Here is a 14,824-nt window from a genome sequence, read left to right as displayed (position 1 = left end):
TCCGGCGCCAAAGGTGACCGACGTCTCCCACTCCCTCCCGCTCAGGCTCGTCGAGTTCGTGGCTTCTCGTCGAGTCCGGTGGTTGCAGGGCACGACCTCGACGAGAAGCCACGAACTCGGCTGGACTCCGCGGACTCGGCTTCGGCGCCGCTGGGGTGGGCGGGGCTGGTGCGGGGCGGTCAGAGGAGGGACTGGGCGGCCCTGCGGGCGTCGGGGACCACCGAGGCCAGGCCGTTGCCCGCTGCCCACGCCCCGCACACCGCGAGCCCCGGGAGCGCTGCGACCTGTTCCCGCACGTGCGCGACCGCCTCCTGGTGGGCCGCGCTCGGCCGGGGGAGCGCCTCCGTCCAGCGCACCACCGCGTGCCCCACGAGCGACTCGCGTCGCAGCGGGACGCCCAGCAGCGTCGACGCGTCGCGCAGGGCCAGGTCGACGAGCGCGTCCCGCTCGGCGGGCAGCGGCGTGTCGTCGCCGGCCCGTCCGAACGACAGCCGCACGACGTGCCGACCGGGTCCGGCGGCGTCCGCCAGCCAGCCCCACTTGGCGGTCGCGTGCGTGAGGGCCTTCGCCCGGACGTCCGTCGCGGCGGGCGTCACCAGCACGCCGGTGCCGCGCGGGGCGGCGTCGAGCGCGGGCTCGTCGAGCACGAGCGTCACGAGCGTGACGGCGGCGCCGGCGTCGAGCTGCGGTGAGCCCGTGCCCGCGTGCGGCGCGACGGCCGCGCCGGCCGGTGGTTCCTCGGTCGTGGGTCCCGCCGCGCCGGTGGCTGCGGCACCGCGTGACGCCGCCGCGCCGAGGAGCTCGGCCGTGGCGGGCGTCGCGAGCACGAGGCGGTCGGCGACGAGCTGCACGGGGTCCGCGCCCGCCGGGCGTCCCGCCACCGTGACACGCCAGCGGGCCGCGCCGCCTGCCGGTTCGGCGTCGGCAGCGGGCGTGCCGTCGTCGTCCCTGCCGCCGGCCACGCGCTCCACGGCCGTGACCTTCGAGTACGTGCGCACCTCGGCGCCCAACCCGGTGAGCTCCGCGACGAGCGCGTCGACGAGCACGTGCATGCCGCCGGACACCCCGAGGATGGCGCTCCCGGCAGGCGCGGCGGCCCGGACCTGCGCGACGGCCCGCGCGAGCGAGCCGCCCGACGAGCGCAGGGCGGCCGGCAGGCCCGGGGCGACGGCGTCGACGGCGAGGTCGTCAGGGTCGGCCGCGTGGACGCCGCCGACGATCGGGCGGACCAGCCGGTCGAGCACGCGACGGCCCATCCGGGCCCGGACGAGCCCGCCGAGGGTCGTCGCGCCCGCGCCGACGCGGGCCGGCAGCACGAGGTCGAGCCGGGCGCGCCACGAGCCGAGGACGCCGAGCGTGCGGCGCACGTCCGACGCGCCGGGCTCCGACGGGATGCCGAGCAGGCCTGTGCGGGGCAGCGGCCCGTCGCCGGACGGCAGGTGCACCCACGAGCCGTGCGGCTGCGGCGGGCGCACCCGGTCGGTCAGGCCGAGCTCGTCGAGCAGGCCCGCGACGACGCCGCCGCGGGTCGCGAACGACTCGGCGCCCGCGTCGAGCGACAGTCCCGCGACCGTGTGCCCGCGCACCGACCCGCCGGGTGCGTCACGGCCGTCGAGCACGAGCGTGCGCAGGCCGGCGGTCGCGAGCTCACGGGCGGCGACCAGGCCCGCGACTCCGGCACCCACCACGACCGCGTCCCACCGGCGCTCACCGGGCGCGCTGACCTGCGACATCACGGTGTCAGAGCGAGTGCACGAGCTGGACGACGCGCGTGAGCACGTCCGGGTCCGTCTCGGGCGGCACCCCGTGGCCGAGGTTCACGACGTGCCCGGGAGCGGCCTCGCCGCGGGCGACGACGTCGCGCACGTGCGCCTCGAGCACCGGCCAGGGCGCCGCGAGCAGCGCGGGGTCGACGTTCCCCTGGAGCGGCGTGGACCCGCCCAGGCGGCGGTTCGCCTCGTCGAGCGGCAGCCGGTAGTCGACGCCGACCACGTCCGCACCGACGTCGCGCATCGCCACGAGCAGCTCCGACGTGCCCGTCCCGAAGTGCACCTTGCGCACACCCAGGTCGGCGATGCTGCCCAGGGCCCGGGCCGACGCGGGCGCGACGTGCGCGGTGTAGTCGGCGAGGCCGAGCGAGCCGGCCCACGAGTCGAACAGCTGCGCGGCGCTCGCGCCCGCGAGCACCTGCGCCCGCAGGAAGGCACCCGTGACGTCGGCGGCCCACTCGGTCAGCGCGGTCCACGTCGCCGGGTCGGCGTGCATGAGCGTGCGGGCGGCGAGGTGGTCGCGCGACGGGCCGCCCTCGACGAGGTACGCGGCGAGCGTGAACGGCGCGCCGGCGAACCCGATGAGCGGGGTGCCGCCGAGGGCGCCGACCGTGAGTGCGACCCCCTCCGCGACCGGCGCGAGCTGCTCGGCGGTCAGCGGCCCGAGGTCCCGCAGCCGCGCGACGTCGTCCGCGGTACGCACGGGGGCGCCCATCACCGGCCCCACGCCCGGCTTGATCTCGACGTCGACCCCCGCGAGCTTGAGCGGCACGACGATGTCGGAGAAGAAGATCGCGGCGTCCACGTCGTGCCGCCGCACGGGCTGGAGCGTGATCTCGGACGCCAGCGCGGGCGTGAGGCACGCCTCGAGCATCGCGGTGCCCTCGCGGGCCGCCCGGTACTCCGGGAGCGACCGGCCGGCCTGTCGCATGAACCACACCGGCCGGCGTTCGGGGCGCTCGCCGGAATATGCGCGGACCAGCGGAGAATTCGTGGTGCGGCCGTCGACGAGCGGGTGCGCGGAAGGAAGGGTCACCAGCCGATTGTGCCGGACAAATGTCGGGGTGATTCAATCGGGGCGTGGTGCTGCTGTCCCTCGTCGCCAGTCACCACGACCTCGACCTCACCGTGCTGGAGCGTCTCTCGTCGGACGTGCACGCCGTGGGCCGGGAGCTCGTGGGCGCGACGTCCTCCGTGACGGGTGCCGTCGTCCTCGCGACGTGCAACCGGTTCGAGCTGTACCTGGAGACGGACGAGCCCGCCGCCGCCCTCGGAGCCGCCGGGGAGGCCGTCGCCGCCCGGTCCGGGTACACCCGCGAGCAGGTCATGTCTCACCTGCGCCCGCTCACCGGCACCGACGCCGGAGCCCACCTGTTCGGGGTGGCCAGCGGGCTCGAGTCCATGGTCGTCGGCGAGCGCGAGATCGCCGGGCAGGTCCGCCGTGCGCTCACGACCGCCCGCCGCGACGGCACCACCACGTCGTCCCTCGAGTCGTTGTTCCAGGCGGCGTCGCGCGTCTCCCGGTCGGTCGAGGCCGCCACCGGGCTCGGTGCCACGGGTCGGTCGGTCGTCGGGGTGGCCCTCGACATCGCCGAGCAGGGCCTGCGTCCCTGGTCCGAGGTCAGCTGCGTGCTCATCGGCACGGGCTCGTACGCGGGCGCGACGCTCGCGGCCCTCAAGTCGCGCGGCTGCACCGACATCCGCGTCTTCTCGCCGAGCGGCCGGGCCGGTCAGTTCGCCGCCGCCCGCGGCGTCCGGTCCGTGCCCGCCGGCGCCGACCTCGCCGCCGAGCTGTCCGACGTCGACCTCGTCGTCGCGTGCAGCGGCGCCGCCGGTGCCGTGCTCGAGGTCGACGCTCTCGCCGCCGCCCGCACCGCGTCCGACCGGCCCCTCACGGTCGTCGACCTCGCGCTCCAGCACGACGTCGACCCGGGCGTCCGCTCCCTCCCCGGCGTCCGGCTGGTCAGCCTGCACACCGTCGCCGAGCACGCCCCCGCGGAGCACGCGGCCGTCGAGACCGCGCGTCGCCTCGTCGCGCAGGCGGCCGACGCGTGGGAGGCCGACCGGCGCGTCCGCGAGTGGAACCCCGCCGTGGTGGCCGAGCGCGTGCGCGTCCTCGGCGGGCTCGCGGAACAGTTGGAGGCCCTGCCCGACGAGCACCGCGACGAACGTCACGAGCGCGCGCTGCGCCGCCGCACCCGCGCGATGCTGCACGGGCCGACCGTCCGGGCCCGGGAGGCGGCGCGCAGCGGCGACGTGGCGTCGTACACGGAGGCGCTCGCCGAGCTCGCGGCCATCCCCGTGCCGGCCGTGGCGGTCCCGACGACCTGACGGTCGCGGGAGCCGCCGGTCGCGCTCCGCGGTGCACCTGTCGGGCCGAGCCTCGGTCCACGCGTCCCGGTCGCCCGTCGCAGCCGCGCGCACGACGAGGGCGATGCCGCTTCCTGCGACATCGCCCTCGGTCGAACAGGTGCGTGCCGGGCCTGGACGGGGGGGAGGGCCAGGCCCGGCACGCGTCTCGCGGGGTCACGGCGTCGTTGGCGCGCCCCTGGTCTGGGTGGGTGCGGTCAGCTGCGCACCGCGTGGTGCTGGTGGGCGGCGGGGCCGGGGGCCCACGTGTGCGGGACGACCTGGTTGGTCTGGATGTCGGTGAGCTCCGCGGCGTAGACCACGGCCTCGTAGACGCCCGCCTCGACCCGGTCGAGCTGCAGGCTCTCGGCGCGGTCGATGTCGTCGCCGAGGTGCGAGATGCGGGCGACGACGTACCGCTGCGAGTCCTGCCACTGGTCGACGACCCGGACGCTCAGGCCGTTCCAGCGGGCCGTGAGGTCCAGCTCGAACAGCTCGGTGACGTCCTCGCGGGCGACCCGGCGGTACCAGCGGCCCGAGGGTGCCTGGTGGAAGCCGGTCTCGGCGAGCGGGGGGTTGGCGAGCGCCATCACGACCGTGTGGCCGCCGTCGACGACGTCCGCCTCGAGGTAGGCGCCGTGCCACTTGGCGACGGGGCCGACGCAGCGGGACAGCGACGCGAGCGCCGGGCGGGGGGCCCCGAGCTGCGCGACGGTCCAGCCGGTGCCGACGTCGCCGTAGCGGGCGAGCAGCGTCTGCGAGCCGTTGTCGTAGATGCGGACGAGCTCCGCGCCCGGGGGGATGCGGGAGTGGCGGAGCCACCACAACGGGAGGATGTAGCCGGGGACGTCGCGGTACTGGAGCTGCGGGGACGACTCGAACCGCAGGACGTCGATGGAGCGGTCGTACGGGCTGAACGGCGAGCCGTAGTAGCCGAGGCCGTGCACCTCGAAGAGCTGCGCCGGCGTGGTGGCGAACGCGACGTCCTCTGCGCGCACCACGTATCCCGCCACACGGTCATGGCCTGCCGTGAGGATCGCCCTGGTCAGAGCCGGGGTGATGGCCTTCTGCATGAGGGTCACGATGGGCATCCTTGCGCCGAGATCGGATGGAACCGGAGGAACCAGACGGATCGGTGCACGATTGTGCAGCGTTTCCAGGGCATCTGTCCAGATTGCCTCACTCCTTCGAGTGAACGCGCAGGTCAGCGGCCATGAGAGCGTTCTTATCGAAACGCTTCACCAACGTGCAGTGCTGGTACGGGGGTGATCCCATGACCTGCGCTTGGGCGGTTCTGGACCACTCCCAGGCAGCCTGCCACAGACCGGTTTGTCCGAATAGACCGTTCGGGTGTCCGACTTCGCCGGGCACCCACCCGAACGACGTCCGCCCGAGGCATGGGCGCCCCTCGACGTCGTCCCGTCCGCTCTTCCCGGCGGCGAGGATCGGCCAGCGAGCCGAACGCGCGGCTGCCAAGGCGATGCGGGCACTGCCGAAGGCGCGAGGGTGCGCCAACAGCTTCGAGCCCGGCACGCTCGTCCTGCTCGCCGACGGGTCGCTCGCTCCGATCGAGGACGTCACCACAGGCACGGCGGTCGCTACGGAGGACCCTGCCACCGGGCTGGTCACCTCAGCGGCCCTCACACGTTCTTCGTGTCGACCGACGGCGGATCGGCGACCGTCCTGGTCCACGACGCCGTCTGCCCGGGCGGGTTCAAGAGCTCGATCGCCCAGGGGCTCGACGCCCGAAGCAAGTTTGTCGGGCAGGTGAAGGGTCTCGAAGCGTGGGTACATCAAGGGTGGCCTGAAGTCCGAGCGCGGGTACACCGACGCGTTCCGTGGCACGGCGCCGATCGAGCTGAAGCCCGAGAACTGCCGCGGAGTCCGACGGGCGAGAGGCAACTCGCCAGATACGAGCGCATCACCGGCCGCAAGGGCGAGCTGTGGGTGTATCGTCCCGGCGCGAACGGCCCATGGTCCTACCGGAAGGTCCGATGATCTCCTACGCGTCGGCTCTCGCTGGCTGCAAGGACGCCCTCGCGGCGCACGGCTTCACGGTCGTGCGGTCCGGCGCCTACGACGTGACGTCGTCTGCACCCGTTCAGGTCATGGTCGAGAGTCCGCCGGGCGAAAGGCACCTGGTCAACCTCGTCTTGCTCGTGGGCGGTCCCGGTGCGGCCTGGGAGCGAGGAGGCCTGACGTCACACGCGTTCCTGGTTCGCCAGGTCGAGCAGCCGCCCGACGCCGAGCCGCGCGGGTACTACGACACCCGCGTCACGTCGGAGGTCGAGCGTTTCGCTGACGACTTCGAGCGGTACACCGTGCCCTTCGTCGACCTGCGTCATGACCCGACGGCCTACGTCGCGGGGTTGCTCGACGGGCGAATCGCGCCGTCGGGAGGGCGGACCGAGGACCGGATCGACCTGGCCGACGCACTCCTGGGGCTCGCCGCCGAGTTCGGCCTCGACGGTGCCCGGAGCCGCGCGATGCAGATCCTCGAGGAGGAGCGGGCACGCTCGGCGGAACAGCGGGAGGCCGTGGAGTTCTTCGCGACGGTGCGCGGCCTCGCTCTCCCCTGAGCCGACGCCTCAGCGCTCCAGGAACTCCACCAGCTCCGCCGCGAGACCCGTGTACGAGCCGGGCGTCAGCGCGGACAGCCGCGCCGCCACGTCGTCGGGCAGCCCGAGCCCGGCGATGAACACGCGCATGTCCTCGGCCGTCAGTCGCCGCCCCCGGGTGAGCTCCTTGAGCCGCTCGTAGGGGTTCTCCATCCCGGTCACCCCGGCGACCGAAGCGGCCCGCATAGCCGACTGCACCGGCTCCCCGAGCACCTCCCAGTTCTCGTCGAGCTCACGCGCCAGCAGGGCCGAGTCGACGTTGAGCGCCCGCAGCCCGCGGCGCACGTTGTCGATCGCGAGCAGCGAGTGGCCGAACGCGGGCCCGATGTTGCGCTGCGTGGTCGAGTCGGTGAGGTCGCGCTGCAGGCGGCTCGTGACGAGCGTCGCGGCGAGCGTGTCGAGCAGCGCGCACGAGAGCTCGAGGTTGGCCTCGGCGTTCTCGAACCGGATCGGGTTGACCTTGTGCGGCATGGTCGACGAGCCCGTCGCACCGGCCACCGGCACCTGGATGAAGACGCCGCGCGAGATGTACGTCCAGACGTCGGTCGCGAGGTTGTGCAGCACCCGGTTGAAGCGCGCGACGTCGGCGTACAGCTCGGCCTGCCAGTCGTGCGACTCGATCTGCGTGGTGAGCGGGTTCCACGTGAGGCCGAGGTGCTCGACGAACGTGCGGCTCACCACCGGCCAGTCGGCACCCGGCACCGCGACGACGTGCGCGCCGTAGGTGCCGGTCGCGCCGTTGATCTTGCCGAGGTACTCGTCGGACGCGATGCGGCGCAGCTGACGGCGCAGCCGGTGCGCGAGGACCGCGAGCTCCTTGCCGAGCGTGGTCGGCGTCGCGGGCTGGCCGTGCGTGAGCGCGAGGAGCGGGACGCGCGCGTGCTCGACGGCCATCGCGGCGACCTCGTCGACCAGCGCCGACGCGGCCGGCAGCCAGACGTCCTGCACCGCGCCGCGGACCATGAGCGCGTACGACAGGTTGTTGATGTCCTCGCTGGTGCACGCGAAGTGCACGAGCTCGCTCACGTCGGGGAGCACCGTCTCGCCGAGCACGGCGGGGGCGTCGGCGAGCCGCTTCTTGAGGAAGTACTCGACGGCCTTCACGTCGTGCACCGTCACGCGCTCGATCTCGGCGAGCTCGGCGACCTCGTCGGGCCCGAACGTCGCGACGACGTCGCGCAGGTACTGCTGCTCGGCGGGGCTCAGCGTCGGGGCGCCCGGCACCACGGAGTGCGACGTGAGGTGGATGAGCCACTCGACCTCGACGTGCACGCGCTCGCGGTTGAGGGCCGCCTCCGACAGGTGGTCGACGAGCGGGGCGACCGCGGCGCGGTACCGGCCGTCGAGCGGGCCGAGCGCGATCGGCGGGGTGGCCTCGGCGAGACGGACGCGGGCGGGCGCGGCGTCGGGCGCAGCAACAGGGGCGGTCACGTCGGGGGAGGCCATGCGCCCATCATCCCATCGCCCCTCCCGACGCTGCGGCGCCGGTCCACGGTGGGAGCGGTGCGTCAGTAGCCTGGCTGGACGCGGACCCGACGGGTCCGACCGTCCGCCGAGGAGCCCCTGTGGCGCAGCCCCGCCGCATGCCGGCCGCCGTCCCCGGTGTGGGCGCGCTCGTCGTCCTCACCGTGCTGGCGTCGGCTGCGGCCGGACCGTGGTCGCTGGACGTCCGGAGCACCGGCCCGCCCGGCCCGGACGACCCGCTCGTCGCGGAGGCACGACGGACGCCCGGCCCGCTCGTCACGCACGCCCCGACGCCGTCCGGCGAGGCGACCGCGTCGCCGTGGGTCACGTTCGTGGTGCTCGTGCTGGGCACGCTGGTCGTCGTCGTGCTGCTGCTCGTGCTCGTCCGGTGGCTCACCCAGCTCCTGCGGGCGCACCTCGCCCCCCTCGCCACGGACGAGTCCCCGCCGTCCGTGGCGTCCGACGACGTGGACGACCGCTGGGTGCCCGCGATGCAGCACGGCGTGCGCCGGGCCACGCAGGAGCTCGACGACGAGCAGCCGCCGGGCGACGCGGTGATCGCGGCGTGGGTCGCGCTCGAGCACGCGGCGGCGTCGGGCGGGCTGGTCCGTGACCGGGCGGAGACGGCCACGGAGTTCACGGTCGACGTGCTCGACGCGACGAGCGCCGACCCGGCCGCCACCCGCACGCTGCTCGACCTCTACCTGGCCGCCCGGTACAGCCGGCACCCGCTGACCGCCGACGACGTGGCGCGTGCCCGCACCAGCCTCGCGACGATCGCGAACGGCCTGGCCGACCGGCGCGAGGGGGCGCACCGATGAGCTGGTGGGAGCGCCGCTGGCAGCCGCTCGCCGCGTTCGCGCTGCTCGCCGGGGGGACGTGGTTCGGCGGACTGCGTTCCTGGTCGCCGGTGCTCGTCGGGCTCGCGGGTGCCGCGCTCGTCGTCGTCCTGCTGCGCATCGACGCCGAGCCCGAGCCCCGGTGGGCGCGTCCGCCGCAGCCGCGCCTGCACGGCGTCCGGGGTGACGTGCAGGACCTCGCGTGGACGATGGTCGGCCGCGACAAGCGGGTCGGCGAGTGGGTGCTGCGTCGGCTGCGGGTCGTCGCGACGGCCCGGCTGGCCCGGCACGGCCTGCGCCTGGGGGTCCCCGAGGACGACGACGCCGTCCGGGAGCTCGTCGGGTCGCGTGCGTTCGCCACGCTCACCCGCTTCTCGTCGCCCCTGCCCTCGCTGCCGGACGTCAGGCACACCCTCGACGTCCTCGAAGCACTCGGCACCCGCCGCACCACGACCCCCGGGAGCACCCCATGACCGTCACCCCGCTGTCCGTCGCCGAGGTCGCCGCGCACGGCCGGGCCGTGCTCGACGAGGTCGCGACGGTGGTCGTGGGGATGCGCGAGCCGCTCGAGACGGCGCTCGCGGCGGTGCTCGCGGGCGGGCACGTGCTGTTCGAGGACGTCCCGGGCCTGGGCAAGACGCTCGCCGCGCGGTCGCTCGCCACCGCGCTCGGGCTCGAGTTCCGGCGGGTCCAGTGCACGCCGGACCTGCTGCCGTCGGACATCACCGGGTCGAGCGTGTTCGACCCGGCGACCACGCAGTTCCAGTTCCGCCCCGGGCCGGTGTTCGCGGGGCTGTTGCTCGCCGACGAGATCAACCGCACCGCCCCGAAGACCCAGTCCGCGCTGCTCGAGGCGATGGCCGAGCGGCAGGTCACCGTCGACGGGCGCACGTACCCGCTGCTCGACCCGTTCCACGTGGTCGCCACCTCGAACCCCGTGGAGTACGAAGGCACGTACCCGCTGCCCGAGGCGCAGCTCGACCGGTTCATGGTGCGGCTCGCCGTCGGCTACCCCGAGCCGGCCGCGGAGGTCGACGTGCTGTCGCGGCGGCTCGCCCGGCGGCAGGAGGTCGCGACCGTCCGGACAGTCGTGGACGCCGCGACGCTGCTGCGCATGCAGGCCGGGGTCGAGGCCGTCGACGTCGACGACGACATCCTGCGGTACTGCGTCGACCTCGCCGCCGCCACGCGGGCCGAGGAGGCGGTCGAGATCGGTGCGTCGCCGCGCGGGTCGCAGGCGCTCGTGCTCGTCGCGCGTGCCCTCGCGGTGCTGCACGGCCGCGACTTCGTCACGCCCGAGGACGTCAAGGCCGTCGCGGTGCCCGCGCTCGCGCACCGGCTGTCCCTCACGCCGCAGGCGTGGGCGGCGGGGCTCGCACCGCAGCGGCTCGTCGCCGACATGCTGCGGCGGGTCGCGGGGCCGACGACGACGCGGCAAGCACCCGTCGGGGACACGGTGTGAGCGCTCGCTGGCCCAGGACGCGGGCGGCGGCCGGTTCGGTGGCCGTCGGCGCGCTGCTGCTCGCCGGCGGCGCCCTGACCGGACGTGCCGACGTCGCGGTGCTGGGCGCCGCGCCGCTCGTCGCAGGGGTGTGGGACTGGCGTCGTCGGCCAGTGGCCGGCGTGTCCGTGCGGCTCACCGCGTCCGAGGGCGTGCCCCAGCCGGGACGGATCGAGTCGGTCGTCGAGGTGGCCGCGCCCGACGGCGTCCCCGGGGTGCTCGTGGGGCTGCGCCGCGGCGGTCGCGAGCTCGCGGAGGTGCTCGTCGCGGTCCGGGGCACCCGCCGGCTGCCGCTCGTGGTGCGGACCGTGCGGACGGGCCTGCAGGAGGTCGCCACCGTCGACGCGCAGGGCATCGGCGCCGGCGCCGCGAGCGTCTCCGTCCCGACCCCGCCCTCGACGCGCGAGACGGTGGTGCTGCCCGGCCGGCGGGCGCTCGGCGCGCTCCCGCTGCCGCCCCGGCTGCGCGGGCTCACCGGTGCCCACGAGTCCCGCCGTCCCGGCGAGGGCGGCGGGCTGCGCGACGTGCACCCGTTCACGCCCGGCGACCGGCTGCGCCGTGTGGACTGGCGGGTCACCGCCCGACGCTCGCCCGACCTCACCGAGCTCTACGTGCGCCGGGAGCACGCGCTCGCGGAGGCCGTCGTGGTGCTCGTGCTGGACTCGCGCGACGACGTCGGCCCCGACCCCCTCACATGGCGCGGCCCGGTCCCGCCGCGCGCGCAGGACCCGACGTCGCTCGACCTCGCCCGGGGAGCGGCGGCGTCGGTCGCCGAGGCGTACCTCGGCCAGGGCGACCGCGTCGGGCTCGACGACCTCGGCACCCGCCGACGGCCCCTCCCGCCCGGCGGCGGGCGACGGCAGCTCGACCGGATCCGGCACGCGCTCGCGGTCACCCGGCCGCAGGGGGAGCCCGCTCTGCGGGTGCGCGCGCCACGGCTTCCGTCCGGCGCGCTCGTGTGCGTGTTCTCGACGTTCCTGGACGACGAGGCCGCGCTGGCCGCCGCGCAGTGGCGGCACCTCGGCCACCGGGTGCTCGCGGTCGACGTGCTGCCGACCCTGCACGTGCGGCACCTCGGCGAACGCGAGCGCATCGCCGTCCGGCTCATCGCGCTGGCCCGCGAGGACCGGCTCGCCGACCTGGCCGACCGGGACGTCGAGGTCGTGACCTGGCGGGAGGCACCCGAGATCGCCCTGGCGACGCTCGCGCGCGGCGCCCGGCGGCGGGCGGGGGCGGGGTCCCGATGAGGCACCCGGTCGCACCGGAGGTCGACGTCCGCATCGGCCGTTGCGTGTCCGGGCTCGGGCTGCGTGTGGCGCTGGGGGTGTTCGGCGGGCTGCTGGTCCTCGTCGCGTTCACGACCGTGGGTGCGGTGCCGCCCGCTGTCGTGCTCGGCGGGTTCGGCGCGCTCGTCGTGGCCACCGCCGCCCGGCCGCGAGCGGTGCTGCCCGGCCTGCTCGTCGGGCTCGTCGGGTTGCGGGTGCTGATCGTCGGGCCGCCGCCCCTGCTCGCGCTCATGGCGCTCGTGCTGCTCGTCCACCTGGTCCTGTGGTGCGCCGCCGTGGCCGCCCGGACGTCGACGCGCGGTCGGGTCGAGGTGGCCGTGCTCGGTGCGATGCTGCGGGACGTGGCGCTGCTGCAGGCCGGGGCGCAGGTGCTGACCGTGGGGGCGGTGCTCGTGTCTGGGGCGTCGCTGGCGGGTGGCGACGTGCTGCGGGTCGTGGCGATCGTCGGGGCGATGCTGGCGGCGGGGTTGGTGCGGTCGCGGCCGGCCGAGGCGTGGTGGCAGCGACGGTAGGGCGTCGCGCGAGGCTCGTCGTCGTCGTCGGCGTGGGCGTGGACGTCGGCGTGGACGTCGGTGCGGGCGTCTGTGTCGGCGTGGACGTCGGTGCGGGCGTCGGTGTCGGCGTCGGTGCGGCCTCGAGCGGGGCGGTCGGCGCGGGGCGCGCGCACCGCTGACGCGTCCACAGCCCTTCGTCGGAACACTCCCCGCACCGGTTCCTCCGGCGTCCCCCCGCGTCGGTCGACGGGCGCCCTAGCGTCCCGGCCATGGATCGGACCGGACCCCACCTCGCTCGCGCGCTCGACGACGTCGACGCCGCCCGCCGCGCGCTCGCCCACGCGCAGCAGGTGCCGTGGGTGTCGGACGCGGCCGACCGCTACCGGGCCGCGCTCGGCGACGCCCTCGCTCACGTGACCGCCGTTCGCACCGCTGTCGAGCACGCCGTCCCGTCCGTCGCGGCGCTCGACGTGGCCGTCGGAGCGGGCGTTCGGGCAGGGGCGTGGAGCTGGTGACGCTGGCCCCGGGATGGGGGTCGGGGTACGAGGTCCTGGGTGGGCGCGGCGCGACGCGCACCGACCTCGACGACCTCGCGCACGCCGTCGACGTGCTCGAGTCCGCGGCGCGGCGGCTCGACGACGCGTCCGCTGCGGTCGACGCCGCCCGACGCGCCGCGGTCGGTCAGCTGATCGCGCACCATGCGGAGGCGGTCCTCGCCGTGGACGCCCTGGCGGCCGCGCGCACCGGGCCGGTCGCTCCCGAGCGCGTCGCCGACGAGCTGCGCGACCTGGCCGGCCGGCTCCGGCGCGTCGTCGGCGTGTACGACCACGCCGAGTCGTGGGTGCACCGACTGGCCCGGTCCGCCGCCGAAGCGGGTGCGGCAAGCACGGCCCGGTCGGGGTTCATGACGAGCGCCGCGCTGGTCACCGCGGGGGTCGCCGCGCTCCGCGACGGAGCCGTGCTGCACGGCGTCCTGACGGCCCTCCGGGAGCGGGACCCCGGCGCCCTCGTGGTGGCGCTCGAACGCGACCTCGCCGACGCGCCCGGGAGGCTGCTCGCCGACGGCCGCACCGAGGTCGCCGTCGACGCGCTCGCCGCCTACCTGATCGCGCTCGCCGGCCACCTCGGCCTGCCCCTGCGGGACGGGGTGCCGGTCGTCGCCCGGGCCGTCGCGGGCGCCCTCCCGCCCGCCGGGCCGACGGTCGTCCTGGCACGGGGGCGCCCGCCACGGCTCGCCACCCCACGAGACGCCGCGGACCTGCTGCGCAACGTCCGCAGCACGTACAGCCCTCCGCACGGCGGCGCCGCGGGGACGCCGGACGGTGCCATCACGATCCAGCGCCTCGACCACCCGGACGGGACCCGGAGCTGGGCGGTCGAGATCCCGGGCACCGAGACATGGTCCGTCAACGCCGCCGCACCCACCGACCTCACGACCAACCTGCGGCTCATGGCCGGCCTGCCCGACGACATGTCGACCGCCGTCGTCGAGGCCATGCGGCAGGCAGGCATCCCGCCCGACGAACCCGTCGCGCTGGCCGGGCACAGCCAGGGCGGCATGGTCGCGATGAAGGTCGCCGCGATGAGCGTGGGGCTGTTCGACGTGCGGGCGGTCGTCACGGCCGGGTCGCCGGACATCCCCGTGCGGGTCCCGGCGGGCGTCGCGACGCTCCATGTCCGGCACGGCGAGGACGTCGTCCCGCAGACGGACGGGGAGCCCGACCGTCCGACGCGCGACACGGTGATCCTTCGTCGCGACCTCGCGCCGACCGCGGACGGCGGGGTGCCGAGGCCCGACGAGTCGCACGCGATCAGCGCGTACGTCGAGACGGTCGACGGCGCGCACCAGGCGATGGACGGGAACCCGGCGCTGCGCGGGTTCGACGACGCGCTCGGCGAGGTGCTCGGGCCGCCGGGCACGACGTCGGCCACCTTCCAGTACCAGGCCACCCGCGCCCCAGACCTCGTGAGCACCGACCCGGCGACGGGTCTACCCCGGCCGCCGATGCTCCGGCCGGCGCCCGTCCCGGACGCGCCATGAGACTCGGCGGTGGCCCGCCGCGTTGCTCAGGGGGCCAGCCGGTCGTGAGACCGGCGGAGGGTCAGTCCCGGCTCTCGGGGATCAGCACCGACAGCACGAAGCTCACGACCGAGATGATCAGCGCTCCGAGCACCGCCGTGCCGAAGTTGTCGATCCGCAGGCCCCACGACGTCTGCTCGGTGATCCACGCGGTGAGCATCAGCATCAGCGCGTTCACGACCAGCGTGAACAGGCCGAGAGTCAGGATGTACAGCGGGATCGAGATGAACGCCACGATCGGCTTCACGATCGCGTTGACGAGCCCGAACACGAGCGCGATCAGCAGGATGATCGCGAACGTCTCCCAGTTCGAGTCCCCGCCCACGATCTCCAGCCCGGACAGGACGAGCGTCGCGAGCCAGATCGCGACGCCGTTGATGAGCACCCGCAGGACGAAGGCCATGCCGCGATCCTGCCACGGGCT

Annotated in this window: 15 protein-coding genes; 10 read left to right on the top strand and 5 right to left on the bottom strand. The window is 75.4% G+C overall.

What is annotated here, in order from left to right:
- Positions 1–179: 179 nt before the first annotated feature.
- Positions 180–1,733, bottom strand: a complete 1,554-nt coding sequence (locus J7523_RS08230; protein ID WP_291884722.1) for an FAD-dependent oxidoreductase — start codon at positions 1,731–1,733, stop codon at positions 180–182.
- 7 nt (positions 1,734–1,740) lie between these two features.
- Entirely contained in the window at positions 1,741–2,805 is a 1,065-nt protein-coding gene (gene hemE / locus J7523_RS08225; RefSeq protein ID WP_291884720.1) for a uroporphyrinogen decarboxylase, read from the bottom strand.
- A 44-nt stretch (positions 2,806–2,849) separates the two neighbouring features.
- Between hemE and J7523_RS08220 the strand changes: the two genes are divergently transcribed.
- Positions 2,850–4,100, top strand: coding sequence for a glutamyl-tRNA reductase (locus J7523_RS08220; protein WP_291884718.1), 1,251 nt, complete (start codon positions 2,850–2,852; stop codon positions 4,098–4,100).
- A gap of 236 nt (positions 4,101–4,336) precedes the next feature.
- Here the strand turns inward: J7523_RS08220 and J7523_RS08215 are convergent, their stop codons facing one another.
- Positions 4,337–5,191, bottom strand: coding sequence for a hypothetical protein (locus J7523_RS08215; protein WP_291884853.1), 855 nt, complete (start codon positions 5,189–5,191; stop codon positions 4,337–4,339).
- Between the two features lie 921 nt (positions 5,192–6,112).
- On the opposite strand from J7523_RS08215, the gene J7523_RS08210 reads away from it, so the two are divergent.
- Entirely contained in the window at positions 6,113–6,697 is a 585-nt protein-coding gene (locus tag J7523_RS08210; RefSeq protein ID WP_291884716.1) for a hypothetical protein, read from the top strand.
- 9 nt (positions 6,698–6,706) lie between these two features.
- Here J7523_RS08210 and purB read toward each other — a convergent pair whose 3' ends face one another.
- On the bottom strand, positions 6,707–8,182 hold the full coding sequence (purB, locus tag J7523_RS08205) for an adenylosuccinate lyase (RefSeq protein WP_291884715.1): 1,476 nt from the start codon (positions 8,180–8,182) through the stop codon (positions 6,707–6,709).
- Between the two features lie 119 nt (positions 8,183–8,301).
- Between purB and J7523_RS08200 the strand changes: the two genes are divergently transcribed.
- The 8 genes from J7523_RS08200 to J7523_RS08165 all read left to right on the top strand — a co-directional run bounded on the left by J7523_RS08200 (position 8,302) and on the right by J7523_RS08165 (position 14,361).
- Complete coding sequence (locus J7523_RS08200; protein ID WP_291884713.1) at positions 8,302–9,021, top strand: DUF4129 domain-containing protein; 720 nt, start codon at positions 8,302–8,304, stop codon at positions 9,019–9,021.
- Entirely contained in the window at positions 9,018–9,512 is a 495-nt protein-coding gene (locus J7523_RS08195) for a hypothetical protein (protein ID WP_291884711.1), read from the top strand. The genes J7523_RS08200 and J7523_RS08195 overlap by 4 nt, the downstream gene beginning before the upstream one ends.
- Positions 9,509–10,501: a MoxR family ATPase gene (locus J7523_RS08190; RefSeq protein WP_291884710.1), complete on the top strand. Its 993-nt coding sequence runs from the start codon at positions 9,509–9,511 to the stop codon at positions 10,499–10,501. Before J7523_RS08195 ends, J7523_RS08190 begins: the two co-directional genes overlap by 4 nt.
- Positions 10,498–11,787, top strand: coding sequence for a DUF58 domain-containing protein (locus tag J7523_RS08185; RefSeq protein WP_291884707.1), 1,290 nt, complete (start codon positions 10,498–10,500; stop codon positions 11,785–11,787). The genes J7523_RS08190 and J7523_RS08185 overlap by 4 nt, the downstream gene beginning before the upstream one ends.
- Positions 11,784–12,338 (top strand): hypothetical protein, encoded by a 555-nt coding sequence (locus J7523_RS08180; protein ID WP_291884705.1) that lies wholly within the window; start codon positions 11,784–11,786, stop codon positions 12,336–12,338. The genes J7523_RS08185 and J7523_RS08180 overlap by 4 nt, the downstream gene beginning before the upstream one ends.
- Positions 12,323–12,499 (top strand): hypothetical protein, encoded by a 177-nt coding sequence (locus J7523_RS08175; protein WP_291884704.1) that lies wholly within the window; start codon positions 12,323–12,325, stop codon positions 12,497–12,499. Before J7523_RS08180 ends, J7523_RS08175 begins: the two co-directional genes overlap by 16 nt.
- Before the next feature lie 90 nt (positions 12,500–12,589).
- On the top strand, positions 12,590–12,835 hold the full coding sequence (locus J7523_RS08170; RefSeq protein WP_291884702.1) for a hypothetical protein: 246 nt from the start codon (positions 12,590–12,592) through the stop codon (positions 12,833–12,835).
- A complete protein-coding gene (locus J7523_RS08165) occupies positions 12,832–14,361 on the top strand; it encodes a hypothetical protein (RefSeq protein ID WP_291884700.1) in 1,530 nt (509 codons plus the stop codon). Before J7523_RS08170 ends, J7523_RS08165 begins: the two co-directional genes overlap by 4 nt.
- 61 nt (positions 14,362–14,422) lie before the next feature.
- On the opposite strand, the gene J7523_RS08160 is transcribed toward J7523_RS08165, so the two are convergent.
- Positions 14,423–14,803: a phage holin family protein gene (locus tag J7523_RS08160; protein WP_291884698.1), complete on the bottom strand. Its 381-nt coding sequence runs from the start codon at positions 14,801–14,803 to the stop codon at positions 14,423–14,425.
- Positions 14,804–14,824: the final 21 nt, after the last annotated feature.

The sequence above is a fragment of the Cellulomonas sp. genome (assembly GCF_017744555.1).
In the GTDB taxonomy this organism is placed as follows: Bacteria; Actinomycetota; Actinomycetes; order Actinomycetales; family Cellulomonadaceae; genus Cellulomonas.
Note: the sequence above shows the minus strand (reverse complement) of the source record. Positions and strands in the feature narration are given on the sequence as shown.